General features: G+C 54.7%; 22 protein-coding genes and 2 pseudogenes. 9 read left to right on the top strand and 15 right to left on the bottom strand.

Annotation, left to right across the window (positions count from 1 at the left end; translation table 11 throughout):
- Window positions 1-152: 152 nt before the first annotated feature.
- From KSX58_RS08480 to KSX58_RS08465, 4 genes are all read right to left on the bottom strand, one after another.
- A complete protein-coding gene (locus KSX58_RS08480; RefSeq protein ID WP_035010844.1) occupies window positions 153-1,145 on the bottom strand; it encodes a D-2-hydroxyacid dehydrogenase in 993 nt (330 codons plus the stop codon).
- Window positions 1,146-1,198: 53 nt separating this feature from the next.
- Complete coding sequence (dtd, locus tag KSX58_RS08475; RefSeq protein ID WP_033499841.1) at window positions 1,199-1,678, bottom strand: D-aminoacyl-tRNA deacylase; 480 nt, start codon at window positions 1,676-1,678, stop codon at window positions 1,199-1,201.
- A 17-nt stretch (window positions 1,679-1,695) separates the two neighbouring features.
- Window positions 1,696-2,367, bottom strand: coding sequence for a hypothetical protein (locus KSX58_RS08470; protein WP_011743333.1), 672 nt, complete (start codon window positions 2,365-2,367; stop codon window positions 1,696-1,698).
- A gap of 157 nt (window positions 2,368-2,524) precedes the next feature.
- On the bottom strand, window positions 2,525-3,568 hold the full coding sequence (locus KSX58_RS08465; protein WP_217736169.1) for a LacI family DNA-binding transcriptional regulator: 1,044 nt from the start codon (window positions 3,566-3,568) through the stop codon (window positions 2,525-2,527).
- Between the two features lie 256 nt (window positions 3,569-3,824).
- Here KSX58_RS08465 and KSX58_RS08460 point away from each other — a divergent pair, with 256 nt between their 5' ends.
- From KSX58_RS08460 to KSX58_RS08440, 5 genes are all read left to right on the top strand, one after another.
- Window positions 3,825-5,600, top strand: a complete 1,776-nt coding sequence (locus KSX58_RS08460) for a glycoside hydrolase family 13 protein (RefSeq protein WP_217736170.1) — start codon at window positions 3,825-3,827, stop codon at window positions 5,598-5,600.
- 53 nt (window positions 5,601-5,653) lie between these two features.
- On the top strand, window positions 5,654-7,021 hold the full coding sequence (locus KSX58_RS08455) for an ABC transporter substrate-binding protein (RefSeq protein ID WP_080863173.1): 1,368 nt from the start codon (window positions 5,654-5,656) through the stop codon (window positions 7,019-7,021).
- Window positions 7,022-7,139: 118 nt separating this feature from the next.
- Window positions 7,140-7,604, top strand: a complete 465-nt coding sequence (locus KSX58_RS08450) for a D-aminoacyl-tRNA deacylase (protein ID WP_217736171.1) — start codon at window positions 7,140-7,142, stop codon at window positions 7,602-7,604.
- Between the two features lie 193 nt (window positions 7,605-7,797).
- Window positions 7,798-8,058, top strand: a complete 261-nt coding sequence (locus tag KSX58_RS08445; protein ID WP_033499845.1) for a type II toxin-antitoxin system RelB/DinJ family antitoxin — start codon at window positions 7,798-7,800, stop codon at window positions 8,056-8,058.
- Window positions 8,051-8,332: a type II toxin-antitoxin system YafQ family toxin gene (locus tag KSX58_RS08440; protein ID WP_033499846.1), complete on the top strand. Its 282-nt coding sequence runs from the start codon at window positions 8,051-8,053 to the stop codon at window positions 8,330-8,332. Before KSX58_RS08445 ends, KSX58_RS08440 begins: the two co-directional genes overlap by 8 nt.
- Before the next feature lie 18 nt (window positions 8,333-8,350).
- Here the strand turns inward: KSX58_RS08440 and KSX58_RS08435 are convergent, their stop codons facing one another.
- Together KSX58_RS08435 and KSX58_RS08430 are read right to left on the bottom strand one after the other, a co-directional pair.
- Window positions 8,351-8,548: a hypothetical protein gene (locus tag KSX58_RS08435; RefSeq protein ID WP_003819003.1), complete on the bottom strand. Its 198-nt coding sequence runs from the start codon at window positions 8,546-8,548 to the stop codon at window positions 8,351-8,353.
- 103 nt (window positions 8,549-8,651) lie between these two features.
- Window positions 8,652-10,790 carry a DUF2075 domain-containing protein gene (locus tag KSX58_RS08430; protein ID WP_011743338.1) on the bottom strand — a complete coding sequence of 713 codons (2,139 nt, stop codon included), beginning with the start codon at window positions 10,788-10,790 and terminating at the stop codon, window positions 8,652-8,654.
- A 59-nt stretch (window positions 10,791-10,849) separates the two neighbouring features.
- On the opposite strand from KSX58_RS08430, the gene KSX58_RS08425 reads away from it, so the two are divergent.
- Together KSX58_RS08425 and KSX58_RS08420 are read left to right on the top strand one after the other, a co-directional pair.
- Entirely contained in the window at window positions 10,850-11,173 is a 324-nt protein-coding gene (locus KSX58_RS08425) for a nucleotide pyrophosphohydrolase (RefSeq protein WP_217736172.1), read from the top strand.
- 449 nt (window positions 11,174-11,622) lie between these two features.
- Window positions 11,623-12,507, top strand: a complete 885-nt coding sequence (locus tag KSX58_RS08420) for an Abi family protein (RefSeq protein WP_217736173.1) — start codon at window positions 11,623-11,625, stop codon at window positions 12,505-12,507.
- Between the two features lie 91 nt (window positions 12,508-12,598).
- Here KSX58_RS08420 and KSX58_RS08415 read toward each other — a convergent pair whose 3' ends face one another.
- Genes KSX58_RS08415 through KSX58_RS08405 form a run of 3 tightly spaced genes read right to left on the bottom strand, consistent with a single transcriptional unit; the run spans window position 12,599 to window position 13,501 of the window.
- The gene (locus KSX58_RS08415) at window positions 12,599-12,952 is read right to left on the bottom strand and encodes a nucleotidyltransferase family protein (RefSeq protein ID WP_011743341.1); all 354 of its coding nucleotides are present in this window, start codon (window positions 12,950-12,952) and stop codon (window positions 12,599-12,601) included.
- Entirely contained in the window at window positions 12,949-13,269 is a 321-nt protein-coding gene (locus KSX58_RS08410; protein ID WP_011743342.1) for a type II toxin-antitoxin system PemK/MazF family toxin, read from the bottom strand. The genes KSX58_RS08415 and KSX58_RS08410 overlap by 4 nt, the downstream gene beginning before the upstream one ends.
- Window positions 13,256-13,501, bottom strand: coding sequence for a type II toxin-antitoxin system RelB/DinJ family antitoxin (locus tag KSX58_RS08405; protein WP_033494219.1), 246 nt, complete (start codon window positions 13,499-13,501; stop codon window positions 13,256-13,258). The genes KSX58_RS08410 and KSX58_RS08405 overlap by 14 nt, the downstream gene beginning before the upstream one ends.
- Window positions 13,502-13,784: 283 nt before the next feature.
- On the opposite strand from KSX58_RS08405, the gene KSX58_RS08400 reads away from it, so the two are divergent.
- Window positions 13,785-14,540: a metallophosphoesterase gene (locus KSX58_RS08400; protein WP_237976477.1), complete on the top strand. Its 756-nt coding sequence runs from the start codon at window positions 13,785-13,787 to the stop codon at window positions 14,538-14,540.
- Window positions 14,541-14,557: 17 nt separating this feature from the next.
- Here the strand turns inward: KSX58_RS08400 and KSX58_RS08395 are convergent, their stop codons facing one another.
- Window positions 14,558-15,214, bottom strand: a complete 657-nt coding sequence (locus KSX58_RS08395) for an ECF transporter S component (RefSeq protein ID WP_237976476.1) — start codon at window positions 15,212-15,214, stop codon at window positions 14,558-14,560.
- A gap of 296 nt (window positions 15,215-15,510) precedes the next feature.
- On the bottom strand, window positions 15,511-16,284 hold the full coding sequence (locus KSX58_RS08390; protein WP_011743347.1) for a GNAT family N-acetyltransferase: 774 nt from the start codon (window positions 16,282-16,284) through the stop codon (window positions 15,511-15,513).
- A 158-nt stretch (window positions 16,285-16,442) separates the two neighbouring features.
- Between KSX58_RS08390 and KSX58_RS08385 the strand changes: the two genes are divergently transcribed.
- Window positions 16,443-17,195, top strand: coding sequence for a YdcF family protein (locus KSX58_RS08385; RefSeq protein WP_039775325.1), 753 nt, complete (start codon window positions 16,443-16,445; stop codon window positions 17,193-17,195).
- Window positions 17,196-17,226: 31 nt separating this feature from the next.
- On the opposite strand, the gene KSX58_RS08380 is transcribed toward KSX58_RS08385, so the two are convergent.
- The 4 genes and pseudogenes from KSX58_RS08380 to KSX58_RS08365 form a co-directional block, all read right to left on the bottom strand.
- Window positions 17,227-17,850, bottom strand: a complete 624-nt coding sequence (locus KSX58_RS08380; protein WP_011743349.1) for a 3'-5' exonuclease — start codon at window positions 17,848-17,850, stop codon at window positions 17,227-17,229.
- Between the two features lie 56 nt (window positions 17,851-17,906).
- Window positions 17,907-18,545: a homocysteine S-methyltransferase gene (gene mmuM, locus KSX58_RS08375; RefSeq protein WP_337927066.1), complete on the bottom strand. Its 639-nt coding sequence runs from the start codon at window positions 18,543-18,545 to the stop codon at window positions 17,907-17,909.
- Window positions 18,546-18,564: 19 nt separating this feature from the next.
- Window positions 18,565-18,855: pseudogene (locus KSX58_RS10640) on the bottom strand (homocysteine S-methyltransferase family protein); the annotation flags it as partial.
- Window positions 18,855-20,236: pseudogene (locus tag KSX58_RS08365) on the bottom strand (amino acid permease); the annotation flags it as partial. The pseudogenes KSX58_RS08365 and KSX58_RS10640, both read right to left, overlap by 1 nt.
- Between the last annotated feature and the right edge of the window lie 168 nt (window positions 20,237-20,404).

Below are 20,404 nucleotides of genomic sequence, written 5' to 3'. Positions count from 1 at the left end.
CCGTTTTTGTGACGTATTCCGGGCGCGGTGCATGTGCCTTCAGACCAGATAGACCTCCTCATGTGGTTCGTTTCAGAGTTCATCTCGGAGGCCGTCCGATTCGGACCATTCAGCCGACGACCGAAGGAGCGGATACCCACTTTTAATGAACGTCAGCCCTTGAGAGGCATGCGGTTGTCGAGCGATTGTCCGTTGGCGTAGCAGCGCACGTTGCCCAATGCGATGGCGATGATGCGCCGTTCGGTGGACTCCAAGTGGTTGCCGCCCGCCACATGCGGGGTGATCAGGCATTTCGGCTCGCTCCATAATGGCGATGCCGCCGGCAGCGGCTCCGGTTCGGTCACGTCGAGGCCAGCGCCGCGGATCATGCCGTTGGCGAGCGCGTCGGCGAGCGCCTGCGTGTCTATGGCGTCACCGCGGCCCGCGTTGATGACGATGGCGTCGGTTTTGAGTTTTGCGATGCGTTCCGCGTTAAGCAGGTGGTGTGTGGATGGCGTGGATGGCACGCACATGGCGATCACGTCGGCGTATTGCAGCACGTCGTCGAGCGATTCGAATCCGACCATGTGGTCGATGCCCGGCGCTTCGACGGTGGGGTTGCGGCGGATGCCGATGGTCGACATGCCGACGCTCTTGCATAGGCGTGCGAAATGCGATCCGATGTCGCCGGTGCCGATGATGAGCGCGGTTTTGCCGTCGGGGCTGATGACGCGGCCGGCGTCCTGCCATGCGGCGTTCGGGTTGCCGACGGCGTAGATGTGCAGGTTTTTCATGATGGACCACATCATGGCGAACATGTGTTCGGACACGCTTTGTCCGTAGGCGCCGGTGGCGTTGGTGAGCATGGAGCCGGGGTGGAGCACGCCAGGCCGCTGGTATTTGTCGACGCCGGCGCTCCAGGTCTGCAGCCATTCGAGTCTGGGGCATTGCGCGCATGTTTCGGGCGTGATGTTGCCGATGACCGCGGTTGCATACGCTTTGAGTTCGTCCGGTATTTCGGCGGTCCAGTTCATGGAGCCTCGTTGTGCCGGGTCGCCGACGAATTCCTGCGGCATGTCTTTCGCGGCGCGTGTGAACTGCGCACGTTCGGATTCGGTCAACGGCAGGCAGTTGACGATCAGTTTGCGGTCGTTCCATATTCCCATGCGTTTTACCCTATGGCAATCGTCGGATATAGGGTTTCACGTTGGGTTTTGGGTCAGACGCCGAGTTCGTCGGTGTCAAGGATGATGGTGACCGGACCGTCGTTGGCGAGCCGCACGCGCATGTGGGAGCCGAATCGTCCTTCTTTTACTTCGAGTCCTTGCGCGCGCAGGGCGTCGTTGAATCCGTTCCATACCTGTTCGGCATGGTCGGGCGCGCCTGCTTTCACGAAGCTTGGCCGGTTGCCTTTGCGTACGTCCGCATACAGCGTGAACTGGGATATCGACAGCACGCTGCCGTCCACGTCGTGGATGGAACGGTTCATTTTGCCGTTCTCGTCTTCGAAAACGCGCAGGTTGGCGATTTTGTGGGCGAGCCAGTCGATTTGTTTCGCTCCGTCCGTATCTTCCACTCCGACAAGCAGCACATAGCCGATGCCTATATGCTGTGGTTCGAATGTGGTGTCGACTTCTCCGCTTGTCTCGTCGACCACGTCGACGGATCCTTCGCTGACCTTCTGCAATACGATGCGCATATTCCGTCCCGTTCTTTTCAGCCGGCGTAGTCGACGATGGCTTGCGTGACCTGTTTCAGGTAGTCGAGCGACGTCTGCCAATCGTCCGGCACTTCGATGGAATGGTTGGCACCAGCGTACGTGCGCACATGGTCGGTGAGCAGATGCGCTTTGGCATCATCGTAGTATGGGTCGGCGTCACCTGCGCAGATTAGCGGCATCGGGCTGCCGGCAGTTCCCGGCAGCGGCGCGGGAATGACCGACTTGTGCTTGTCGAATGGCGGCGGATTGAGTACCGGGGTGAGCAGCACCACGCGCAATCCTAGTTTTGCGGAATGCGGATATGAGAGTGTGGAGAGCGATTTGGTGACGACCAGCAAATGCGGCTCCTCACCCGATTCGGCAGCATGTTCGAGCGCCGCCTTGCGCCATTCGTCGACCACGCGTTCCATGCAGGCGATCATTTCCGGAAACTCGACGCTTTCTGTCAGTTTCAGGTCGAGCCGGTCCACGAACCATCCATTGGCCGCAAGCGCCTGCGCTGCCCAGTACAGCAGCGGCCTGTCCACGGTGTAGCCGATGCCCGGCATGATGAGTACGTGCTTGCCTGTTTCGGTGTTCTTCACACGGTTCTTGCCCCATGGCGTGACCGCGGGCGTCACATTCTTCGTTTTCGTTGACTTTGCGCTGTTTTCGTTGATTTTGCCCATGCCCTGCCGAATGTCTTTCGATGTCTTCGTATGGTTCGACCACCGTCTCGGTTTTCCGAAGACCGGTTTCCTTCAACGCATCATAGGGCACATAGGCTACATGGGCCCATATCCTTCCATATTGCGTTCATTCCGTTCGGAGAATACGGAAGAACCGTCACGAACGGTCGGTCGCCACGCGTCTGGTGGTGTCACGCAACATCAGCGTGGCCTCCTGCGATTCATAGGATGCGTCTGGCGTCTGTCCACGCAGAAGGGACAACGTCTTACGGGCGGCGTTGCGTCCCATTTCCAGCGGATTCTGTCGAACGGTGGTCAGATTCGCCGCCTGTGCGATGTCGGCATCATCGAACCCTATGACGGAGATATCTTCAGGAACATGCAATTGTTGCTTGCCGAGTTCCTTGATGACTGCGATTGCCACTTGATCGGTTTCGGCACAGATGGCGGTTGGCATGTGTGGCAATGACAGTAATTTCGCCACCAGTTGCGCAGCAAGGTCCGCTTTCGACAATGGCGCATCATGCTCGTCCGCGGTTATGACGTAGGCATACTCATCGTCGTAACCGTTTTGTTCAGCCGCTTCCAAGAACGCTTCCATACGCTGGCTGGTGCTGTAGACCATGTCGTCGGGAAAGTAATCAACGACGAAAGCGATGCGCCGGTGTCCAAGCGATTTGAGCAGACGCACCGCCTTGGACATGCCATCGTAGTTGTCAACACCGATGGCTGCGTCGCAGAACGATTCGGCTGGAATGTTCACACCGACCGTCGGCATATCGGTGACACGCAGTTTCTCACGTGCGGATTCGTCGAGTTGGAACGACGAAATGATGATCGCGTCAGCATTGCGATTTTTAGGCAATTTTGCGAAGTAACGCTCCGTCTCCTGTCTGCCTGTGACAAATGTGGGCGACACGTCGTAGCCTTCCGGTTCCAACACTTCGCACACGCCCTGCAACACGTTGGCGTTGAACCATTCGTTGAGTTTGCCGGAAAACAGCAGGACAACCCGCATGGTTTTCCCGGACGCCAAAGACGATGCGCTTTTAGATAAGGTAAAGCCCAACCGGTCCGCAGCTGCCTCAACTTTGGCACGCGTTTTCGGAGCGACCTTGCCAGCACCTCGCAATGCCCGCGAAACCGTCGCCTGAGATACTCCCGACAGTTCCGCTACTTCGGCGATGGTGGCTCGTGTCATATCCACTCCAGTTTCCCATTGTTTATCCAGCGCTTTCATATTAGCAGAATCGTTGATTTCACAAGCAGACACGCCATAACAAAACAATTATTGCATTCACAGAATGAAAGCGCTATCATTTTAAGCAATACGAAGATGAGAACGAAGTGATTCCAATCGTCAAAACAGAGCGTTCTCAACAGAATGAACTAGTGAAAACGCTTCCATAAAAAGCTATAACAAAATCACAATGCATCCAATGAAGGAAGGCAACCCAATGAGCAACGAAGCCAACGAGCGGCACATCGCTGACGATCCATCACTCTGGTGGAAGCAGGCGGTTGTCTATCAGGTCTACCCGCGTTCGTTCAAAGACACAACCGGGTCGGGCCTCGGAGACATCGCAGGAGTCGCACAACAAATCCCATATCTAAAAAGACTCGGCGTGGACGCCATCTGGCTCAGCCCGTTCTATCCGTCTCAACTGGCAGACGGCGGATACGATGTGGACGACTACCGCAACGTCGACCCGAAACTCGGCACCATGGACGACTTCGACCATCTCACCAAAACCGCACATGCGGCAGGCATCAAAATAGTCGTCGACATCGTACCGAACCACTCGTCCAACCAGCATGAATGGTTCAAGGCCGCGCTTGCCGCAGGCCCCGGCTCACCGGAACGAGACCGTTATATTTTCCGTGACGGCAAAGGACCGAACGGCGACGAGCCACCCACCAACTGGATTGCCAGCTTCGGTGGATCCGCTTGGACTCGAGTGCCCGACGGACAATGGTATCTGCACATGTTTACCGTCGAACAGCCCGATTGGAATTGGAAGAATCCGGACGTGCGCGCCGATTTCATCAAGACCTTGCACTTCTGGCTCGACCATGGAGCGGACGGCTTCCGAGTGGATGTGGCGCACGGCCTGGCTAAGGATCTCGACCGTGACGATCTCGATGATTTCAAAATCATCGGAGGCGAGATGCATTGCGCCGACGGCACGCATCCGCTGTATGACAGGAACGAAGTGCACGACATCTATCGCGAATGGCGCAAGGTGTTCAACGAGTATGATCCGCCGGCATTCGCCGTCGCCGAAGCCTGGGTACCTCCGGAGCATCAATACCGGTATGCCTCGCCCGAAGAACTCGGCCAAGTGTTCAACTTCGAATTCGCCAAGAAAGACTGGATTCGCAACGACATGCACCTCGCCATCGAAGAAGGCATCGCCGCTGCGGAACGCTCCGGCTCCACCTCCACATGGGTAATGAGCAACCACGACATCCCCCGCCACGTCAGCCGCTATGGGCTGCCGCAGGTGCCGGCTGCAGCCCACCACCAACTTGCCAAGGATTGGCTGCTGCGCAACGGTACCTCTTACCATGAGGATCGCGAGCTCGGCACGAAGCGTGCGCGTGCGGCCATCCTGATGGAGCTCGCGCTACCAGGTTCCGCTTATATCTACCAGGGTGAGGAGCTCGGCCTGCCAGAGGTCGCCGACATCCCGTGGGACGAGTTGGAGGATCCGACCGCGTTCAACCGCGTCCGAGACCAGATCGAAAAGGGCCGCGACGGCTGCCGCGTCCCGCTGCCCTGGAAGGCCGGGACGCCGACCTTCGGCTTCTCCCCCGCCACCAAGCATGAAGGCGCCGGCGTGGACGCGAGCCAGGCGGGCGATCCGTGCGAGAAGCCGCATCTTCCGCAACCGCAATGGTTCGCCGACTACGCCGTAGACAGGGAGGACACGGACTCCGGCTCCATGCTCAACCTATACCGCAAGGCGCTCGGACTGCGTCACGAATGGATGACGCCCGACACGACCCTGACCTGGCTCGACTGCGACCGGTCCTCCGGCAAGCCGGACGGCGCCGAGGGGCACACCGGCGGCACCATCGCCTTCCGTAGGGCCAACGGCTGGGCCAGCGTCACCAACTTCGGTGCGGAACCGGCCGAACTGCCGGCAGGCGATATCCTGCTCGTCTCCGGACCCCTCACCGACGACGGCCGTCTGCCGCAGGACACCACCGCGTGGATCGCGCTCGGCTGACCGGACCCCATCAACCGCAATTCGCATTCAACAACCAAGCAAAGGAGCACATCATGAACCGCAACATCACACGAATCGTCGCCATCGCGGCGACGCTCGCCATGGGAACATCGCTGGCGGCCTGCGGCGGCAGCAGCGCCGATTCCAGCAAGGGCCACGTGTATTTCATGAACAACAAGGCCGAGGTCGTGGACCAGTACAAGGAACTGGCCAGCATGTACACCAAGAAGACCGGCGTGCAGGTGGACATCCAGACCGGAGCCGCCGGCACGTATGACGCCACCATGAAATCCGAATTGGCCAAGGACAACGCACCAACCATGTTCAACGTCGCCGGCTTCGACCAGTTCGCCAAGTACCAGAAGTACGTCGAACCGCTGCAGGACACCGACGTGTTCAAGTTGCTCAACGATACCGGCAAAGCCTACTCGTACACCATCGACGGCAATTCGTACACCCTGCCGTACGCCGCCGAATGGTACGGCATCATCTACAACAAGAAGATCATCAAGGATTATTGCGCCAAAAGTTATGCGGTGATCAAGTCCGCCGATGACATCAAGGACTACAAGACCTTGAAGCAGGTGGCGGAATCCATCGAGCAGCACAAGGACGACCTCGGCGTCGACGGCGCGTTCGCCACCCCGGGCTTGGATGCCTCCGACACGTACCGATTCGCTGCGCATATGACGCGTCTGCCGCTCTACTACGAGTATCGGGACGCGAACACCACGTTCTCGAAGACCATCAAGGGCACGTATCTCAAGAACTACAAGGACATGTTCGACCTGCAGCTCAAGACCAGCCCAACCGAGGCAAGCATGGTGAGCTCCAAGACCTACGATGACGTGACCTCCGAATTCGCGCTCGGCCAGGTGGCGTTCTACCCGAACGGCGTGTGGGCGTATTCGCAGATCAAGGGCAATGACGTGGCCGATGAGGACCTGGGCATGCTCCCCTACTACATGGGCATCAAGGGCGAGGAGGATTGCGGCCCCGTAGGAGTGTATGACGCGAGCTGGGCGGTGAACAAGAACGCCTCCGAAAAGGACAAGAAGGCCACGCTCGACTTCATCAAGTGGATGATCACCGACAACGAGGCCAAGAAGATCCTGTCCAAGGACATGGGATTCTCCGTGCCATTCACCACGTTCACCGATGACTACCAGCCGGACAATCCTCTGACCGAGGCCGCCCGAGCCTACAGCAATGACGGCAAGACCGAAGTGCGCAGCTTCACCATTCCGGATCAGCAGTGGCAGGACGACATCGCCTCCGCGCTGGTCGAATACGTACAGGGCACCGGCAAGTGGGACAAGGTGCAGAGCGCGTTCGTGGACGGCTGGTCCACCGAGTGGAACAACAACGAGGAATCGCTGGGCTCCGTGCCGGAAGCGCAGAAGTTCGACGCAAAGAGCTGACGCCATCCGACTCGTGGAAAAACGGCTGGACGCCGGTAGATAACACCCCAATCTACCGGCGTCCAGCCGTTTTTTCCATGCGACGGTCGTCCGATCCGCTGCCGTACACTTGGTCGTTATGAAAGTTTCCCTGCAACGCGTGGCCGAAGCGAGCGCCATCGTATTGAACGAGTTGGGCACACCGGATCCGACATTCGACATGGCGCAGATCGGGCCTGGATTGGTGTTGACCGTCGAAGTGGAGCCCGATGATGATGAGGGAACGCTTGCACGGATGGCGCATCGTGTGCTCACGTTACGCTGTTTCGATGGTCCGCAGGGCAGACTGTCGCTGTCTGTTCAGGAGATGCACGGCGAGATTCTGTCGATTCCACAGCCACTCACCATACTGCGGCGTCCCGCGGTCGGCAGGCCGCAGCTGGTATCTCATGATGCCGATGATGAGCATGCGAATCTGATATGGATTCGTTTCAATGAAGCGTTGCAGTCGGGCGATGTCCCCGTGTGTGAGGGCCGGTTCGGCGCCCGCATGCGCATCGGTTCCATCGCCGACGGTCCCTTCCAATTCACATTGCAGGAATGACCGCAACGCTTGCCGGCATGGATTCCAAAACGTTGATCACCCTTTCCCGAAGTATAAATGCGATATTACGAACGTAGAAGATTCCGCTATACGGAATGTGCTCCCGTATGGCATGATCTAGTGTATAGACAACAGCATGACATTCGCACTACAATTGCTTGTAGCTGTTACCTGCATATGATTAGGAGCAACCATGAGCGACACTGCGACGATTAGTTTCCGTACCGATCCGACAATCAAGCGAGAGGCAAAGGAACTTTATGCCGATATGGGCATGGATTTATCGACGGCAATCAACATTTTTCTACGCCAATCGATTCGAGAAAACGGCATGCCTTTCAAGATCACCAGGGACAATCCGTCCAGCATTGAGGCACGCCGCCAAGCGGAAACCCATGACGGAGAATCCTTCACCAGCACGGATGCGTTGATGAAGGATCTGTTGGATGCTTAAGTCGGTTTTTCGCACAACGCAATTCAAAAAGGATTTCAAGGCTCTGCTTAAAAAGCATTACAATCCCGATAAGCTTAGACAGGCCATCGACACGCTCATGGCCCAGGACAAACAGTTGCTCAGCACAAAATACCGCGACCATCAGCTGACCGGAAGTTGGAAGGGATACCGCGAGATCCACATCGAGGGTGACTGGCTCGTCATTTACCGTGTGGAGAAGCAGGAGCTGCAACTCGTGCTCACACGCACCGGATCGCATGATGATCTGTTCTAGCGATTACCCGATTACCGATTATTTGAACAGGTCGAACAGGCTGAACGTGGTCTTCTTGTAGATGGTGTTGTACAGCTTGCGCTTGGGATGCAACCACCCCATGCCCTTCTTGCCATAGCCGGGGATCAGCGCCCGCTTGACCGCACGGGTGGCACGCCCCTTCGTTCGCGCGGACAGGCTCTTCTTCCAGCTGGGTTTTCTCATTCCGTATTTCATGGCGGTCTCGTTTCGAACGGTTATGTATCGCTCAACATTGCATACGCATCGGCTGGATAAACTCAAAGATGAACATAGACGAACATCAAGTACAGTCAAGCAATTACTTACTGGCAGCTTCTTTGAGAGCGGCCTGCAGTTCAGGATCAACGGCGAATAAATACAATCCATGCACACCGCGTTTGAGCAGAACATTCAGTTCATTACGCAGATTGGATTGCGCGTAGCTGATTGAGCCGTTCCTCTTACTCACTGCACGTTTATTACAACTTGCCTTTTCGTTAAAAACGATTTTCCCTTCGCGATAGGTAACCGACGGTCCAATGATGACACCTACATAATTAAGATCAAACCCTTGAATAGAGAACGTTGATCCTACTTCATTAAGCGTATGCGGACTTTCCGCCCAGACAGCATCTAGGGAAAGACCCTTATCCCCTACCTTGATTTCGTAATTCCATGGATGACAGAAATAATCAGCTCTTCCATCAGGATTAAACGCATCGTATCCTCTCTGCATTCCCGGAGCCGCTCCCATGCGCCATACTCCCTGTGCATCGCGATGCATCTCAACATTCCAAAGACCATCGGGACTGGAATCGTTGATTTTGCCGCCCTTATACTCCCAATCATACGTAGCAACCACACGAGAAAGCCCGCATCCGTCAACGCCTGAAGCCTTTAGATATGCCTTCTCCTTTATGGCTTTAAACAGTCCAACCGGCGAATCGAATACTCTGATTTCAAATGGCTCGCGGACATATTCGCCTGTTTTTCTATCCTTCTCCCCAATGTCTTGAGGAATACGACCTATTCTCTTACCATCAGCGAAATCATCAATCCATCGAATCGTCGCATCATCCGCAGCAATGCGAAATTGCCTATGCAAGCATATGCGACTTAGCAAATAGTGATCACCCCACATATTCAATGGCACAAATCGCTCCAACTGCCCGCTATAGCCAGCAGCAGTTTTTTGCACGTCGCTTTCTGCTTGCTGCGGAAAGAGCATGTCCTGATCCTCTTCGCTCCAACGCTGCGAAGTTTGCAAAATCTGATTCGGGTCGAATACCGCAATAACCACTTTCGCACGACGCAATAAATCGTGCAGCATGTTCTTGCCCGAGTATCCTTGGTCACCCTGCGTCAACAGCAGATGAGCTTCATCAACAAGCACTACATCGGCTTTGCCTCGGGGCTTGTCCGCAATAGCTCGATTACTTGTTGTTTTCTCACTAAATCGATTGATGAATTGACTCGGTTTAAGAGCCACCTCGCCAAAATGTTTCTGCAAACCTAATTTGCTTGCAATTTGGTTATAGACGTGCATTTGCTGGTTATGGTTGACAAGGATATATGCTTTTCTGCGATCTTCCTTACTGATTTTTAGTGATGAATCGGTTTCCAGAATATCTTCATCATCTTCGTCATTGATGCGCCCATTGATATCCATTTCTGTTGCTATGCGATAAAACAGGTGACTTAGCAAAACCGTCTTTCCAGTACCCGCAACGCCTTGCACGAAAATCAGTCTTGATAAACCGGAATCGGCTGAATCACCAGAGCCGGCAAGAGCTTCAGAAAGCGCGTCCATAATCGATTCCTCCGCAGCTATCTGATCATCACTCAATTGGTGAAAAGGCGATGCTTTAAAAAGTGCAGAATCGCGAATAATCTCCTCAGCCGGAAATAGTTCCGGATCCTGTCGGTTCAGTTCCATCCAGATGTCCGAGAAAATCTGGTTGAATTCATCCTGCGTATAGTAGTCGCCTTGCGCATTGGTGCGACGATTGTTCAAATTCTTGACTGCATCAGAGCCAAGAAGATAATGCATCAGCCGGTTCTCCACGTCCAAAGTCAGAGATTTGTTGAAATGCGGATTGCCAATGACATACTGCCACACAGAACTAGCGTCGCTCTGCAAATTTTCTTGAAATTCCTTCCAATCAACTCTCGTTTTGGGATCTTCCCTCAGATGCTGCATTGTTCGACTACGAATATTATTCGTCTCTCCCACATACACCGTATATTCGGGACGTAAAGTATGCTGATTCCTCTTCTTTGAATGAACCACATACACCGTTGGATAATCGAAAATATAGTGCAAAGTCTCACGCTCAACAGCAGATAATGTCTCGTATCCCAATTGCTCGACAAAGGCTTTCTCTATTTCTGCTTTGTCATCAATGCTCTGATACGGCAAATCTATAATGATTGGCTTTGGAAGCGCGCTCTTCGTCATATGCTCATTATGCACCCGAGAGAGGCCTTCAGAAAAGATTCGACATACACTTACGTATTATGATTTCCGATTCAAGCATCAACGCGATCCGTAAATTCGTAGCAGAGCGGGACTGGTCTCAATTCCGCACTCCCGGCAATCTTGCCAAATCTATCAGCATTGAGGCCGCAGAACTTCTGGAATGTTTTCAATGGAACGACGAGCCACAAGACAGCAATATCGAACATATTCATGAGGAAATAGCAGATGTACTCATGTATTGCATCATGCTATCTGACAAATTTGGATTTGACCTTGACGAGATAATCCTCGATAAGATTGCGAAGAATGCTCAGAGATATCCGGTTGAATTTGCCTACGGCAATAGTAATAAAGCCAATTGACGCTGTATATACGTTCGTAGGTAACACCTGAATAGTTGCACGCTGCCCAATCTGCATTCACTATGAGCCACGTTTTCTTCGCGAGCGCGACAGGGGTTCCAACAGATAGAACCTGCATCTAGGTTAGTAATCCGTCAGAATGCGTTCGCGCACTTTCATGCATTCTCGCGTACCAACATCTTGATTACATATTCTGTTCATGTACGGCATGCTCACTTACCCAAAGATGTACAGTCCTGTGTATCAGCACCCACCCAAGGCTACGTTTACGTCCTGAAATGCGGTGGGCCTCTTCTGTCTATAACGACGGTAGAACGTTCCCTAAGACACGCTAGAATCGACCAATCGAATCAACTATGCTATCGTAACTAATAACAGTAGCCTCCAAGCCTCTTAACAATGCTCAAATCCGGGGGCTCTTTTTTTATCAAGTCGCACTTGGATACGCCATGACGAAGCAGCCAAAAACAATACAGGAAATGATGACGCTTTTAGTCGAAGAACGAGGCTTGGATATCACCGGATTCTCCGATTTCAGTACCGTCCTTCTTGATTGCAACTATTACAGATTGTCCGGCTACTTCCGAGCCTTTCAGATTGATCCTTCCCATGGCAATAATCGCTTTCGAAACGGAACACACATTAGAGATTTCATGATCCCCTATTTAATGGATGAACAGCTACGTCTACTCATCCTTCGTGGAACATCATCCTTAGAACAAACGCTTCGGGCTCATTTCGCTTACTACCTTGCTCAAAACGGAGGAGCCTACTCCTACACGGAACTCAGCTCATATAAGACAATCAAATATTCCGATGGCACCGAAGCCAGAGAAGTTCTAATTGAGAACATTCACAAATGGCTTGAACGTTCCAGCGAAGTATGCATTCGCCATTATCGGAATAACAACGAGCCTATTCCCATATGGGCGGCGGTCGAGGCGATGCCCTTTGACACTCTCTCAAAAATGATTTCATTGCATACCAACACAACAGCTGTTGACGAACTCAATCAGTCGCTTTCTCTAGGGAAAAATCGTCAACGTGCTGCGCAAATCATTCACAGCATGGTGTATCTACGCAACATTTGCTCGCACCATTGCCGTCTTTGGAACAGGGAGATTGTCCTTCCTCCCCCAGTCCTTGATGCCACAGCTGAGCGCTATGGCTCATATGTTTATGAAGACCGCTCCGTCTGGAAATCTCTTATTGTTCTCATGGATTTAATCGATGGAATAAAAAAGAATTCCACATATTCATCCATGCTTATAAAACAAGCTGAGTCGAATGATAACTATTTCTGGGGATTATGTCATCCTAAACGGTGGCATTAGACACAGCCACCTGACCAATATTTGTCAGCTCCCCGAATCTCATTGTCATGAGAAAGCCCAGTATCGAAGAAAATGATAAATATGACACACCTCAGATAATGCGGAACATCGGATTGGAGGTTATGGAATTGACGAATATCACACGCTGCATTTCAGCCAGTCTGTCCTGCAGTTCAGTGGTAATGTATCGTTTTTTCACCAAGTCGATCTCCCGACCAAAAGTCGATGCAAGATCATCACGCAAAGCCCACTCATCAATCATTGGATTGGCGGTGTCGTCAAACTGATAGATGAAATCGATATCCGAATCCGCATGCCCCTCCCCTCGAGCCATGGAACCGAACAGGTACAGTTCATTGACATGATGCCGCAGCGCGATAGGACGAGCAATCTCCGCTATCTGCTGCGGCATAGCGACCCGCGAAATCACATCAAGCGCTTTCATAGAGCTAGAACATGTGCAAGTTTCTTTTCCACCTGGCGCATGACATCATCTTCCAAAATTCCAATGCGTTGGCCCAATGCCGAAGTGTGCACTGCAAGAATCTTCTCCGTCATCACCCAACTTATTTTAATCAAACCATTCTGCGCAGTAGGAGGAACTTTAACCCGGGTAGTCATATCATCCGACGTAAAAGAAATCATCAGGCATACCACGGTAGAGTCAAAACCCTCGATTTCATCATTCTGCACAACGACAACCGGCCGAGGCTTTCTCGCGTAACCATCAGCCAGCACAGTCCAGATTTCACCCCTCCTCATCAGCGATCATCCTCATCGACAAATCATTAGCGAAATCAGAAGCCTCCCGTTCATTCTCGAACGGTTCCGCAACCTGTCGAACTCGTACCTGGTATGGGAACCCCTGATATTCATTAAAGGACGAGACGAACATACGCAGCGCATCAGCCGTGGAAAGACCGAGCTTCTTTGTCGTTTCACGGAACTCTTCCGCCTGATCATCATCAACACGTGTCGCAAGCTGAACTACCATTGCCACTCCAATCACTATTTTTTATCATTTTATATCTTATTGACATGTTTTGCTAATATTCCATATCTGGATTACTAAAACTCTAGATTCACAGAATTTGCAATGTGGCAGCCGAACGCCGAAACCCGAAGTATGAGCGTTGGAATTCCAACGCTCATACTCGCCATAATCGCCAAACAGTGCCACAAACAAGCCAACAAGCATTTTGGGGAAGGCTTTTCACGTAATGTTGCGCTCTATCATTGATAAAGGCATCCAGCAACCGCATACCGTAAGGAACCACATGCGCTATTTCACTTCGGACACGCATTTCGGCCACCCTCTGGTCACCGCACTGCGCGGATTCCTGAACAATGGCAGGCTCCGCGCCGAATACCGTGATGTCTGGCAGGCGCAGGGGCGTGCCGCCGCGCACACGTGGATCAAACAATATGTGCGCGACAATCAGACGTCGTTCAAAGCAATCTGCGACATCACACGCCATGAGAACACCATCATCGGCAACATCAACGAGACCGTCGGGCGTGATGACGAGCTATGGATTCTCGGCGATCTCTCCTACCGTTGCACCGTCGAGCACACGCTCGACTGTCTACGCCGCATCAACTGCCGCCATCTGCACCTGATCATCGGCAACCACGACCGCAACTTCCGTCTCCGCTCCAATGACGCGCTATACGAGAACGTGTTCGAGACCATCGACGACTACCGTGAGATCGACATGGAGCTTCCCGTTCTCGACGGAACCGGCAAGCCGACGGCCGCAACCACACGGCAGACCATAGGCATGAGCCACTTCCCCAGGCTCTCGGCATTGGCCGAAGAACACGGCAACTGGCCGGAAAACTGGAACAAGTTCGCCGATGTGGCACCGACCACCGAAGGTTGGCTGCTCTATGGTCACACGCATCAAGGCATTCCCGACGGCACCGATCCGCTCAGCGTGAACGTGGGGCTCGACGCATGGGATTTCAAGCCAGTCAGCGAGCAACAGATCCTCGCCTGGTTCACATTCCGGCACGCCGACCAATCAAAGTAAATTCCCCCGAGCATGCGTCATCGTCCGGAGACAAAGCGGGTGAGGACTCCCGACTTGGCCAAGGCTCGGTAGAGGATCCACGAGCCGAACCCGGCGAATACGGCCGCGCTCAGCAGCTCGCATGCCGTGCCGATGAGTCCGCGCGGGCTGAAGAACGAAAACGCCTGGTAGTAAAAGAACAACAGGTAGAAGTTGTAGACGATGCCGATCGCCACGGATGACAGCAATGTGACGCCAAGCGTCCAACGGCGGTAGCGGAACACCGCGAACACCGTTTCGGCGGCGAGCGCCTGCACGAGCGCGATCACTACCAGACTCACACTGTATTTCGTGCCGAGCACCACTTCCACGAACGAGGCGACTAACAGCACGTAGGCCGACGCGCCCGGTTTGCGTACGATCAGCAAGCCCAGTGTGGCGGGGAAATAGAACAATGCGTGCAGCAGTGCCGCGGAGCCTGGAAGTATCAGAGTCAGTAAAGGAAACAAGCCATAGGACATGCCATCGAACACCCAGAACATCACGCCGGACATTACGCCGACGGCCGCTCCGACGGCGATGTCGACGACACGCCATTTCAGGGATCTGCGTGTTTCCTCCGTTGTTTGCGGAGCATGCTTCAGCATCGGGATGCGTGGTTTTTGGGTAATCGTTTCAGAGGATGGCTCTGCCATGATGAATCCTTGCCTTGGTTGACGCCGCGCACCGTGAGTTGGAGATCGCGGCGGTCGCCGTGGGCCGTTCCTCGACCTGCGCGGCCCGGGCAGGAACGACGCGCGCCATTATACGGCCTATTGTTGCCGAAAATGTTCCATGCTCCGAGTTCCGGCCGTTTTCGCTCCTCAACGCATAGGAAATTCGTCGCTCGCTGGCATGCATGATGCCATGTGGGAAAGCCAAGAAGCCGCGCATCCAGTCCAAAATGCGTGGCTTCTTGCTTGAGCAAGCACTGTTTCAGTGGGGAATGACTTCAGCAACGTCCTTCGTACAGGAAGTAAGACATGGGCTCGTCATCCGCCAACAGGCTTGTCGTGCCGACCGTCAACCCGCTGGACGAGCTGTCTGTCGGATTCGGCCGCGAGGAACCATCGTTCCGGTCATCACGTTCGGCTTTGCGGATTAGTCCGCGATGGTCGTAGAAGCCGACATCGCATGTGCTGTCGGTGAACAGGAAGTATTCGCGCAGGCCGGCGTCATGGAATACGCCAAGCATATGGTTGAACAGTCTGCGCCCCACTCCCATGCCTCGTGCGGCCGGGGAAACGACGAACAGCACCACTTCGGCCTCGTACTCCTTGCCCGCGTCATGTTTCAACGCCTCGTCGGCCTGCAGAATGGCCAGCTGCGCAAGCAGACCGTGACGTCCCTCGTGGCTTGCCAGCAACGGCAACGTGAGGCAATGTCGGCGCAGCATATGGCGTGTCCGCTGCCGACCGGTGATATCCGAACGCAGCGATCCGAGAATCACGCCGAGCACCTGCCCATTAAGTTCGGCCACATATGCTTTGGTGGTGCGGGCCAGGCAATCCTGCATGTCGATTGCGGCAAGCCGATGCATGTTGCGCAGACGGGTCGCCTTGCGTAGTTCGGCGCGATGCTTGTCTGGGCCTGACGTCTGTCCGACCTCGTCATGCGTGTTGTGTGAATCGTTGCCATCGTCGTACCATGCGAGCCGTATCAGCTCTTCCAAAGCGGGAAAATCGGTGCGACGCAACGGACGGATGGTAGGTGTTTCACAAGTCATGCAACCATCCTATACCTCGCCCCTATCGAAGATGCGCTCAGGGCAAATGCGAAAGAATCGTTCGCATTCGGGCACGGTACGGCACTCTGCGGGAACGATTTCATTACGCTGATACACGGTATGAAGTGATGTAGGACGATGACGACACGAGGCTTGCGATGAAGATGATGCTGCGACGGCTGGCGATTGTGGTGTGCGTTACGCTGGCGTTGCTGTCGGCGGCCTACGCGTTCGCCGTGTTGAGGACGCATTCGGGCACGGGATTTTGGAAGGTCTGGCTGGTTCTCGCCGTTGTTTTCGCATTGCTGGCGATTGGCATCGCATGTCACTGGTGGGCGGCGCTTCCCCGGATCATCAGGGGCGCCATCATCGCTGTGGTGGCCATCGGCATTGTCGCGTTTTGCACAATAGAGGGTTGCATCATCGGCAATATGAACGCTCAGGGCGAACCGGATCTTGATTATGTGATTGTGCTGGGCGCGCAGGTGCGCGAGTCAGGCCCCAGCAAAGCGTTGCGCTATCGGCTGGACAGAACCATCGATTATCTGGAGGAGAATCCGGATACCATCTGCATCGTTTCCGGCGGTCAGGGCCATAACGAGCCGTTCGCCGAAGCGCAGGGCATGGCCGATTATCTGCAGAAGCATGGGATTGCGGAAAACCGCATCATCCAGGAGTCCAAGTCGGAATCCACTATGGAGAACATCGTCAACAGCAAGAAGCTTATGCGGCAGGAGAACGCTTCGGTCGGTATCGTCACCAATGATTTCCACATGTTCCGTGCCTTGCAGATCGCACATGCCAATGGTCTGAAGCAGGCGCAGGGCATCGCGGCAAGTTCCCCGAAGGACATGCTGGTCAACAATATGGTCCGTGAGTTCTTCGCCGAAATCAAATTCCTGTTCTCATAGCCGCCAATCAGCGTTTCAGTGCCCGTCGTCACTACGCAAGATGCGTGCCGCGCGGCAGCCATTCCTTCTTCGGCAGGGTTGCGAATGTGGGCCATTGTTCCGCAGCGGCACCGGCCGCGTCCAGCCGACGTTGGAAGCCGGGCCATTTCGGGTCGGCTTCCAACAGTCGTCCGAGCAGTATGGCGGTGGCGTGAGCGTCGCTTAACGCGCTATGCGCATCCTCGTTGGCAATGCCGAAATACTCGCAGCAGTCGGCGAGCTTGCCCCGTCCGATCAGGGAACGCGACAGTTTCATCGTGCACAGCATGGTGCTTTGATCGACCGGAATGGAAGCTCCCATACGCGAGTATTCCGCAAGTAGGAACCGTGAATCGAACGACACGTTGTGTGCCACGAACACGCGTCCGGCGAGCAGGTCGCGCAGCTCATGCGCGATACCTTCGAAATCGGGAGCATGCAGCAGTTCGCGTGCGGTAATGTGATGCACCCATGAGGCGCCGACACTGCGATCGACATGAATCAGCGTCTCATGCTCGTCTTCGAGCGTACCGTCCGGAGCCACATGCACCAGGCCGATTTCGATGGCCCGGTCGCCTTTTGCGGGACTTAAACCCGTGGTTTCGAAGTCGACTACCGCATATCCTTGAGAATTCATCACACCTGCCAGTATATAGGTCCGGTTAAGGTCCGGTTAGCTATCTCTGCTGCTCGTCAGACGTTCGCCGAAGCGGCATGCGCTATGGTTCGGATATCGTCTGGAGTCGTTCGGCAGCATCCTCCAATGAGTCGGGCTCCCGCGTCGATCCATTGCGGTACCAGATGGGCGAAGGCCGGTTCGGAACCGGTGGGATTAGGCGACCAGGTTTTGGTTTTCGGATCGTAGATGTCACCGTTGTTCGGATACACGATGATCGGCTTGTCCGTAACCTGTCGGATGGCCCGAATTGCTGGAAGCACACGGTCCATCGGCACGCAGTTGACGCCGACGGCTTCGATTTGCGGCACGTTCTGGATGTAGGAGACGGCTTCGGCCAGGTCCGTGCCATCCGCCATATCGCCATTTTCGGACAGGCTGAACGACAGCCATGCTGTCATGTTCGGGAATTCGTCCCGTAGGAGACCGGTCAAGGCCTTCACTTCGCCAATGTTCGGCATGGTTTCGAATGCGAACAGGTCCACGCCGGATTCGGCCATGACCTGCATGCGAACGCGATGGAAGTCCTGGTATTGTTGCCCGCTCAACGCGTAGTCGCCGGTGTATTCGCTGCCGTCCGCCAGAAACGCGCCATACGGGCCGACGCTTCCGGCCACCAACGGCGTGCGACGGGAGGGGTGCCGCTGCCGACCAATCCGCGCACGCGCGTTTGGCTTCTTGCACTGCCTGCGCGATCAGCGTCCGTGATTCGCTTTCGCTCAGTCCGATGTTGGCGAATGCCTCGGGATTCGCCTGATAGGTGTTGGTGGTGGCGAAGTCGGCGCCCGCTTCAAGATAGCTCATATGCACGTCGTATATGGCTTGCCGCTGATGCAGCAACGCCGCGGCCGACCACAGTTCGCCGCTGGTGTCCACGCCATGTTTTTCCAATTCGGTCGCCATGGCTCCATCTACGATCGCAACATGCCTGTTATGCAATAATTGCCGAATCGAACCGTTTTCCATCATGCCTTCTCCTTCTGTGCCGTGCGCTTATGCAGGAATTCCTTGCCGTAATACACGGCATAGCAAGCCGCGATGAACGGGACCATCCACAACAAGGCGCTTCGCCGAGATGGGTCGAACACGATCAGCACGCATGACAGCAAGCTGGTGATGAAGGCGGCCCACGGAACAATCGGATATCCTGGCGTGCGGTAGGTGAGTTCGTCCACGGTATGTCCGGAAGCGATCCACTGCTTGCGGAACCGAATCTGGCAGATTGCGATGGCCATCCACACGATCACGACGGCCAAACCGGACACGGACACCAATACCAGATAAACCGTGGAAGCGGCCACGACGCTGGACAGCAATGCCAGCAGACCGCCGATCATGCTCAGGCGAAGCGCGGTCATCGGCACTCCCCTGCTATTGGTTTTGGCGATGTTGTGTGGGATCATGTCTTCGTTCGCCAAGGACCACAGCATGCGTGTGGAGGCGTACAACCCGGAGTTCGCAGCCGAAAGAATCGCGGTGAGCACAACGAAGTTCATCACGTCGCCGGCGAAAGGCAGACCAATGGAGTTGAACACCAGCACGAAGGGGCTTTCGTCCACACCGGCGTCCTGCCAAGGAATCAGCGAAGCCATGACCACGATGGAACCGATGAAGAAGATGACGAGACGGAACAGGGTGGTGTGGCTCGCCTTCGGGATGGCTTTGTCAGGATCTTTGGTCTCGCCGGCCGTTACGCCGATCAGCTCGGTGCCGGAGAAGGCGAAGTTCACCGTCAGCATGGTGGTGAACACCGGCATCCACCCGTTGGGGAACAATCCGTCCTTCACGAAGTTCTCGAATAGCGGCGCATGGTCATACCCTTGAATCGGCAGCACGCCGAACACCGCGCAACCGCCTATGAGGATGAACAGCACGATGGCCGCCACTTTGATGAAAGAGAACCAGAATTCGGTTTCCGCGAAGAAGCGCACGGAAAGCACGTTCGAGGTGAAGATCACCACGATGAACAGGGCACTCCAAATCCATACCGGCGTGCCGGGGAACCATTTGCGCAGATAAGTCCGGCAGCGGTGAATTCGGACCCCAATGCGACCGTTCAGGTCAGCCAATACAGGATCGCGACGGTGAAGCCTGTTCCAGGACCGATGAATTTGGTCGTATACACATGGAATGAGCCGGTTTCCGGCATGGCGACGGAAAGCTCGCCGAGGCTGAGCATGACCAGATACACAATCACCGCGCCGATAGCGTAGGCGATGACCGTACCCAATGGGTCCGCCTGGTTGATGGTGTAGCCGGAGCTGAGGAACAGTCCCGTACCTATCACGCCTCCCAGTGAAATCATGCGGAGGTGGCGTACCTCCATCTTGCGTTTCAAATCGGTATGCGTGGTCTTCGCAGGGTTCTCCCGCGTAGCGTCCTTCATTTGATTCTCCCCTCTATCGTCGGCGGAACATGTCGCCGACGCCTGATTCATAATATTGGTTGCATCATTGAGGAGAGTCGAACCTCCAGTATTTGAGAGAAAAACGAAGAAGGCTGGAATCATCAAAGG

Origin of the sequence: Bifidobacterium sp. MSK.17.10 (genome assembly GCF_019129655.1) — a bacterium.
Taxonomy (GTDB): Bacteria; Actinomycetota; Actinomycetes; order Actinomycetales; family Bifidobacteriaceae; genus Bifidobacterium; species Bifidobacterium adolescentis.
The sequence above is the reverse complement of the archived record's forward strand: the minus strand, read 5'-3'. Positions and strand labels throughout refer to the sequence as shown.

What these genes read in the sequence shown, in the direction of transcription:
- KSX58_RS08480 (WP_035010844.1), bottom strand. Translation starts at nt 1,145, where the DNA reads ATGGGAATATGGAACGACCGCAAACTGATCGTCAACTGCCTGCCGTTG.
- dtd (WP_033499841.1), bottom strand. Translation starts at nt 1,678, where the DNA reads ATGCGCATCGTATTGCAGAAGGTCAGCGAAGGATCCGTCGACGTGGTC.
- KSX58_RS08470 (WP_011743333.1), bottom strand. Translation starts at nt 2,367, where the DNA reads ATGGGCAAAATCAACGAAAACAGCGCAAAGTCAACGAAAACGAAGAAT.
- KSX58_RS08465 (WP_217736169.1), bottom strand. Translation starts at nt 3,568, where the DNA reads ATGACACGAGCCACCATCGCCGAAGTAGCGGAACTGTCGGGAGTATCT.
- KSX58_RS08460 (WP_217736170.1), top strand. Translation starts at nt 3,825, where the DNA reads ATGAGCAACGAAGCCAACGAGCGGCACATCGCTGACGATCCATCACTC.
- KSX58_RS08455 (WP_080863173.1), top strand. Translation starts at nt 5,654, where the DNA reads ATGAACCGCAACATCACACGAATCGTCGCCATCGCGGCGACGCTCGCC.
- KSX58_RS08450 (WP_217736171.1), top strand. Translation starts at nt 7,140, where the DNA reads ATGAAAGTTTCCCTGCAACGCGTGGCCGAAGCGAGCGCCATCGTATTG.
- KSX58_RS08445 (WP_033499845.1), top strand. Translation starts at nt 7,798, where the DNA reads ATGAGCGACACTGCGACGATTAGTTTCCGTACCGATCCGACAATCAAG.
- KSX58_RS08440 (WP_033499846.1), top strand. Translation starts at nt 8,051, where the DNA reads ATGCTTAAGTCGGTTTTTCGCACAACGCAATTCAAAAAGGATTTCAAG.
- KSX58_RS08435 (WP_003819003.1), bottom strand. Translation starts at nt 8,548, where the DNA reads ATGAAATACGGAATGAGAAAACCCAGCTGGAAGAAGAGCCTGTCCGCG.
- KSX58_RS08430 (WP_011743338.1), bottom strand. Translation starts at nt 10,790, where the DNA reads ATGACGAAGAGCGCGCTTCCAAAGCCAATCATTATAGATTTGCCGTAT.
- KSX58_RS08425 (WP_217736172.1), top strand. Translation starts at nt 10,850, where the DNA reads ATGATTTCCGATTCAAGCATCAACGCGATCCGTAAATTCGTAGCAGAG.
- KSX58_RS08420 (WP_217736173.1), top strand. Translation starts at nt 11,623, where the DNA reads ATGACGAAGCAGCCAAAAACAATACAGGAAATGATGACGCTTTTAGTC.
- KSX58_RS08415 (WP_011743341.1), bottom strand. Translation starts at nt 12,952, where the DNA reads ATGAAAGCGCTTGATGTGATTTCGCGGGTCGCTATGCCGCAGCAGATA.
- KSX58_RS08410 (WP_011743342.1), bottom strand. Translation starts at nt 13,269, where the DNA reads ATGAGGAGGGGTGAAATCTGGACTGTGCTGGCTGATGGTTACGCGAGA.
- KSX58_RS08405 (WP_033494219.1), bottom strand. Translation starts at nt 13,501, where the DNA reads ATGGTAGTTCAGCTTGCGACACGTGTTGATGATGATCAGGCGGAAGAG.
- KSX58_RS08400 (WP_237976477.1), top strand. Translation starts at nt 13,785, where the DNA reads ATGCGCTATTTCACTTCGGACACGCATTTCGGCCACCCTCTGGTCACC.
- KSX58_RS08395 (WP_237976476.1), bottom strand. Translation starts at nt 15,214, where the DNA reads ATGGCAGAGCCATCCTCTGAAACGATTACCCAAAAACCACGCATCCCG.
- KSX58_RS08390 (WP_011743347.1), bottom strand. Translation starts at nt 16,284, where the DNA reads ATGACTTGTGAAACACCTACCATCCGTCCGTTGCGTCGCACCGATTTT.
- KSX58_RS08385 (WP_039775325.1), top strand. Translation starts at nt 16,443, where the DNA reads ATGAAGATGATGCTGCGACGGCTGGCGATTGTGGTGTGCGTTACGCTG.
- KSX58_RS08380 (WP_011743349.1), bottom strand. Translation starts at nt 17,850, where the DNA reads ATGAATTCTCAAGGATATGCGGTAGTCGACTTCGAAACCACGGGTTTA.